At 64.2% G+C, this 5,296-nt stretch carries 3 protein-coding genes; 2 read left to right on the forward strand and 1 reads right to left on the reverse strand.

The annotated features are described in order from the left end of the window. A partial coding sequence (locus tag A9X03_RS09510; RefSeq protein WP_197505052.1) for an NAD-binding protein occupies positions 1-831 on the reverse strand: 831 nt, incomplete at its 3' end. Positions 832-1,541: 710 nt separating this feature from the next. Here A9X03_RS09510 and A9X03_RS09515 point away from each other — a divergent pair. Together A9X03_RS09515 and A9X03_RS09520 are read left to right on the forward strand one after the other, a co-directional pair. Further along, positions 1,542-3,491: an APC family permease gene (locus A9X03_RS09515; protein WP_369831256.1), complete on the forward strand. Its 1,950-nt coding sequence runs from the start codon at positions 1,542-1,544 to the stop codon at positions 3,489-3,491. Between the two features lie 28 nt (positions 3,492-3,519). Further along, the coding region (locus tag A9X03_RS09520) for an APC family permease (protein WP_068260751.1) at positions 3,520-5,296 on the forward strand (1,777 nt) is incomplete at its 3' end.

The following is a 5,296-nucleotide window of genomic DNA, read 5'->3' on the forward strand; positions in this document are numbered from 1 at the left end:
GGTCGTGGTGATGGTCTCGTTGGTGAAGTAGAAAGCGTCGGTCCAGGACATGCCTGGGTGGGTGTAGGAAAAGTGCAGCAGGGTCGTCGAGCTGATGATCAAGAGGACGAGGGCGGCTATCAGCGGGTAGAAAGCGGGATTGACCTCGTTGGGCAGGGCCCTCACCGCGTAGAGGACACGGCGCAGCCGGGATTGGCGCGACCGCATCTTCGGGTTACGTGGCACCTTGACGCCGCAGGCGGCCGCCTCCTCGGTGGTGCCGATCATTGCCGTCCAGTCGCCGGCGTTGACCCGCAAATCGCGCCCGGGGCACACCACGACCTCACCGGGGTGGTCGGCGTCCTCGTTGTGCACCATCGCGACCGGGGCGAGGTCGCCATAGATCTCGCGCAGCGACGCGTCGAACGGCGCCTCGGCGCCGAAGACCACGAATTCGATACCTGCCACTTCGAAGGGATGTGTGGTGCGTGCCAGGCACGCCTCGACGACCGCGGCCCCCGCCAGATCCGCGACGCCCAGGATGGAGCTGGGCCCCTCGTCGGCAGCGACCGCTTCGCGCAACACGTCGTTGGCCACCCGCGCCACCACACGGATGTCCGGGTTGGCCTTCCGCGCCAGCAGCGCAATCTCCAGGTTCGTCGCGTCGTCGTCTCCCGCGCACACGACAGCGGACGCCGTGGTGACGCCCGCCCTGGCGAGCTGGGTCTTGACCCGGGCGCCCGCGAGTTCCGAATCGAGAAGCCTGGCGACGCGCGCGCCCGCCCGCTTCAGCTCATCGACGATCGTCGACGCGAGCGCGTCATCACCGCTGACGATGATGCACTGGCTCATGAGGTCCTATCCCTCCGCGAAACAATTACTACCCTCCGGTGAACGTCGACCTGGATTGGTTTTCTCCATGCGTCCGGTGGTGCAGAGACGCGAAACCCATGTGGCACAAGCACTTATTTCGCTTAGGCGGGTGTCACGCGCTACTCCAAGGAAATGGAGATCTAATTCGATGCTAACAGACAGATTTGGAGTGCGGTGAGACTGAACGCATCCACCGTGCAAGAGCAGAGGCCCGGAGCGTACAAATACGCCCTCCGATTGCGCTGGAGCGCAACAGAACTCAATTAATACAACCACGACTTGTGTGAATTGCTATATTAGTGGTGGCGGTCAGCCGTGTTAGAAGATTTGCTGTACAACACCTTTGACGTTCCTGTGGTGATGCTGGTCATCGGCTCCTCGGCGCGGCGGGCTGGGTGTCGGCTACCAAGTGCCATACATCACAACGAGTTTCGCGTCGGACTTTTCGAGCCGTCCCGGGTGCCAGAGAAAGGCATCTGCATTACCGATTGGCACTTGTTTGTTACATCCAGGTCACCCCGCTGGGAGTGTCCTGGCAATTATTCTGCCAATCTCCTGTGTTTGTTCTTCTAGGTCGCGGACGGTAGGGCGACAAAAACAATTGTGGCAGATACTCTTTCGGCGGGTTCCCGGATCGAAGGGGGCAAATGTCATGCTTGGGGGAAGGAATATCGCCTGTGGCAACACCTTTGGCTGAGCGACGGACCGTTGATCACAAGGCATGGTCGTCGTCGTTCTCCGACGTCTGCAAACGAGGCTTGCTCGGTAAACCCCTGATCAACTCGCAGCTCGAGCACGAGAAGTTGTCCAACCCGGTCGCGCTCGGCGTGCTCTCACCCGACGCGATCTCATCGACCGCCTACGGCTCCGAGCAGATCATGATCGAGCTGCTGCCGGCGGCGGGGATGGCCGCGTTCGCCCTGTTGCTTCCCATCACCGGGGTCATTCTCTTGATCCTGGTGCTGGTCGCCGCGTCCTACCGCCAGGTGGTGATGGTCTATACGCGGTCCGGTGGGTCCTACGTCGTTGCGCGAGAGAACTTCGGTCCCCGGGTGGCGCAGGTCGCCGCGGCCGCCCTGCTGATTGACTACGTCGTCACCGTCGCGGTGCAATGCGCGGCGGGCACGGTGGCGGTGGCCTCGGCGCTACCGGTCCTTGGCCCCTACAGCCTCGAGATCACGGTCGGCATGGTGCTGTTGATGTGCTTTGCCAACCTGCGCGGGTTGCGGGAAGCCGGCGCGCGTTTCGCGTTGCCCACCTACGCCTTTGTGGCCATGGTCTCGCTGACCATCGTGGTCGGCGTCATTCGTGAACTGATCGGCAACCTGCCGGTCTACGATCCCCAGCACATCGCCGGAGCGGTGCCCGTCCACCAGGGCAGCGGCCTGGTGATGGGCGCGACGCTGTTGATCGTGTTGCGTGCGTTTGCCAACGGCGGCTCGTCACTGACCGGGGTGGAAGCCATCTCGAATACGGTCACCACCTTCCGCAAGCCGGAGGGCATCAACGCCCGCCGGGTGATGACGATCATGGCCTGCATTCTCGCGTTCCTGCTGGCGGGAGTGGCCTGGCTGACACATGTGACCCACGCCGTCCCGTACTCCGACGGATACCCGTCGATGCTGTCCGAGATCGCCCGGGCGGTCTTCGGCCACGGAGCAGTCGGCAACGTCTTGTACATCCTGGTGCAGGCGTCGACCGCGGCCATCCTCTACACCGGTGGTAACACCAGCTTCAACGGCTTCCCCGCGCTGGCCAATTTCGTTGCGGGAGACCGCTTTTTGCCCCGCCCGTTGATGAAGCGCGGCCATCGACTGGTCTTCTCCAACGGCATCATCGCCCTGACCGCGCTGTCGGTCGCGCTGCTGCTCATCACCGGCGGCTCGGTTGACGCATTGGTGCCGTTCTACGCGATCGGTGTGTTCACCGGCTTCTCGATGGCCGGCTACGGCATGACCAAACACTATCTGTCCGAGCGCGGCCCGGGCTGGCGGCGCAAGGCGGCGGTCAACCTGTCGGCCGGGATCCTGTCGACGATCGTGGTCGGCATCTTCGCGGTGGCCAAGTTCACCGAGGGCGCGTGGCTCATCGTCGTCGTATTCCCGCTACTGGTGTTGGGGTTGATGCGACTCAACCGGCAGTACCGCGTGGAGGCGTCCGTGCTGGAGATGTCGCGCACGGAAAAGCCGGTCCTCTCCCGATACACGCGGCACCGGGTATTCGTCTTCGTGGATTCCGTCGACCTCGCGGAGGTCGAGGCCATGCGATACGCGAACGGACTTCACGCCGACGAGCTCACCGTCGTGCACTTCGTGGTCGACTCGGATCACGCAGCGCGGTTGTCGCAGCGCTGGGAGGTTTTCGAACACGACACCCCGCTACGCCTGATCGACTGTCCGGATCGGCACCTGAGTCGGGCCGCCCATGAATTGGTCCTGCGGGTGCTCAACGAGCATCCGGATACCAAGGCGACCGTCCTGCTGCCGCGCCGGACCTACTCGCCGCTCGTGGGCCGCCTGTTGCACGATCGCACCGCGGACAAGATCGCCCGGGCGGTCAGCCGGATCCCGGGCGCGGCCGCGCAGATCGTGCCTTATGACATCGAGTCCCGCATCGCCGAGGTCACCCGCGCGGGATGAGGCAATCCGGTCTCGAGAAAGGGATGTTGTGACGCAACCGAGTGGCGAGATACCGCTCTCCTTCACCGACAAGTGCAAACGGCTTTTCCTCGGGGAGCCGTTGACCACCGACCAGCTGGACGGCGAGAGACTGCCGAATCACATTGCCCTCGGCGCGCTTTCGCCGGACGCGATCTCATCGACGGCGTACGGCACCGAGCAGATCATGGTCGAGCTGCTCCCGGCGGCCGGCATGGCGGCGTACGCGTTGGTGCTCCCGATCACCGGTGTCATCTTGGTGATTCTCGCGCTGGTGTGCGCGTCGTACCGGGAGGTCGTGATGGCCTACACGCGGGCCGGCGGTTCCTACACGGTCGCGAGGGAGAACTTCGGTCCGCGGGTGGCGCAGGTTGCTGCGGCGGCGCTGCTGATCGACTACGTGGTGACCGTGGCGGTGCAGCCCGCGGCGGCGACAGTGGCGGTGGTGTCGGCGATTCCCCCGCTGCGGCCCTATCACCTGGAGATCACGTTGGCGGCGGTCGTGCTGATCTGCCTGGCCAACCTGCGCGGGCTGCGGCGGTCGGGCCGCACGTTCGCATTGACGACCTACGCCTTCGTCGGGATGATCACCGTGACGATCCTGACCGGGTTTGTGCGTGAAATGTTCTGGGGGTTACCGCGATACGATCCGCAGCACATCGCCGGCGCGGTGCCGGTGCATCAGGGCGGCGGCTTGGTGATGGGTGCGACGGTCCTGATTCTGTTGCGTGCGTTCGCCAACGGCGGCACCTCGTTGACAGGCGTCGAGGCGGTGTCCAACACCGTCAACGTCTTCCAAAAGCCGCAGGGCCCCAACGCGCGTCGCGTGCTGACGTGGATGGCCTGCATCCTCGGGTTCTTGCTCATTGGTGTGGGCTGGCTGACCCACGTCACGCACGCCGTGGCCTATCTCGACGAATACCCGTCGATGCTTTCGGAGATAGCCCGGGCGGTCTTCGGCCACGGCGTGATCGGCAACGTCCTGTACTTCCTAGTTCAGGCGTCGACCGCGGCGATCCTGTTCACGGGTTGCAACACCAGCTTCAACGGCTTCCCCGCGCTGGCCAGCTTCGTCGCCGAGGACCGTTTCCTGCCCCGCCCACTGACGAAACGCGGCCATCGCCTGGTGTTCTCCAACGGCATCTTCGTGCTGACCGCGCTGGCCATGGTCCTGCTCGTCATCACCGAGGCGAAGGTGAGTGCGCTGGTGCCCTTCTTCGCGATCGGCGTCTTCACCGCGTTCGCGATGGCCGGCTATGGCATGGCCAAGCATCATCTGACCCGGCGCGAGCCGGGCTGGCGTGCCAAGCTGGCGGTCAACCTGTCGGCGGGGGTCATGTCGACAATCGTGGTGGGGATCTTCGTGGTGGCCAAGTTCACCGAGGGCGCCTGGCTGATCGTCGTGATCTTCCCGCTCCTGGTGCTGGCCTTGACGAGGCTTAACCGGAAATATCGCGACGAGGCCTCCGTGCTGGAGATGTCTCGCGCCGAGGACCTCGACCTGGCGCGGCATCCGCGACTTCAGGTATTGGTCTTCGTGGACACGATCGATCTGGCCGAGATCGAGGCGGTGCGCATCGGATATGGCCTACATGCCGACGAGCTGACCGCCGTGCATTTCGTCATCGACGTCGATCACGCGGTGCGGCTTCGCGAGCGGTGGGATCGCTTCGAGCACGACACCCCGCTGTGGTTGATCAACTGTCCCGATCGCCATTTGAGCCGGGCCGCACACGAATTGGTGCTGCGGGTGCTCAAGGACCACCCGGACACCAGGGTGACGGTGC

It is taken from the genome of Mycobacterium sp. E1715, from assembly GCF_001667625.1.
GTDB lineage: Bacteria > Actinomycetota > Actinomycetes > Mycobacteriales > Mycobacteriaceae > Mycobacterium.